Raw genomic sequence first — 1171 nt, 5'->3', positions numbered from 1 at the left:
ACTGAACTTGATTGGGTGATGTCGGGGCTGTTCGCCTGACAGCGTCCGGGTCGTTCCGGTAGCCCTGATGCTGTGAGGTACGCGCAGGGCGGCGGTTTGACCGACGCCGAGAGGGCCGCGCGGGAGCGGATCCGGCTGCAGGCCGTGGAACGCTTCGCGGGCGGGGAGAAGAACCGGCAGATCGCGGCCGCGTTGCGGGTGAGCGAGCGGTCGGTGGAGCGATGGCGCCGGCAGTGGCGGGAGGGCGGCCAGGCCGGGGTCCACTCGAAGGGCTCTCCGGGACGGCCGAGGCTGAGCGAGAGACAAATTGCCAGGCTTGAGCGGGAGTTGGAGCGAGGTCCGCTGGTCCACGGCTGGGAGGACCAGCGGTGGACACTGGCCCGGGTCAAGACGCTGATCGGCCGCCTGTTCCACGTCACTTACACGGTGGAGGGAACGTGGCGGCTACTCAAGCGCCACGGCTGGTCCTGGCAGCAGCCGGCCCGCCGGGCGATCGAGCGCGACGATGCAGCCGTCGAGCTGTGGAAGAAGGAGGTCTGGCCGCGGGTAAAAGCGTCGCGGCGGCTCGCGGAGCCTGGATCGTCTTCGAAGACGAGGCCGGGCAGTCGCTGAGACCGCCGCGCGCCAGGAGCTGGGGCCGAATAGGCCGGACGCCCGTGGTCCGTGTTCGCGGCCGGGGCTCCGGCCGGGTCTCGATGGCCGGGATGACCTGCTTCAAGCGGGGCGAACGGTCCCGGATGTTCTACAGCTTCCACGTCTACCGGGGCCGCAAGAACGACCCCAAGGGCTTCACCTGGCGGGACTACCGGGACCTCATCGTGCGCGCGCACATCCAGCTCGGGGCCCCGGTCGTGCTCGTCTGGGACAACCTTCGCGCTCACCTGATGCCGCAGATGAGAGCGTTCATCGAAGCGAACGCCGACTGGCTGACGGTCTTCCAGTTCCCCTCCTACGCACCCGACCTCAACCCCCAGGAAGGCATCTGGTCGCTGGTCAAACGCACCATCGGCAACCTCGCCGCCGCGAACCTCGACCAGCTGGCCAAAGCCGTGAAGCGAAGCCTCAAGCAGATCCAGTACCGACCACACCTCGTCGACGGATGCCTCGCAGGAACCGGTCTGATCATGGACGACTGACCACGATCAACCCGACATCACCCAATCAAGTTCAG

General features: G+C 67.6%; 1 protein-coding gene. It reads left to right on the top strand.

Going from position 1 to position 1171, the window contains the following annotated elements:
- The first annotated feature begins 72 nt into the window (after positions 1-72).
- Positions 73-1136 (top strand): IS630 family transposase gene (locus tag AC061S_RS44430; protein WP_478691574.1). Its coding sequence is split into 2 segments (ribosomal slippage): positions 73-520 and positions 520-1136, totalling 1065 coding nucleotides; the frame shifts between segments, so codons are not numbered across the junction.
- Positions 1137-1171 lie beyond the last annotated feature (35 nt).

This window comes from Streptomyces sp. CA189, from assembly GCF_056428985.1.
This window is presented reverse-complemented; position numbering and strand designations above follow the sequence as displayed.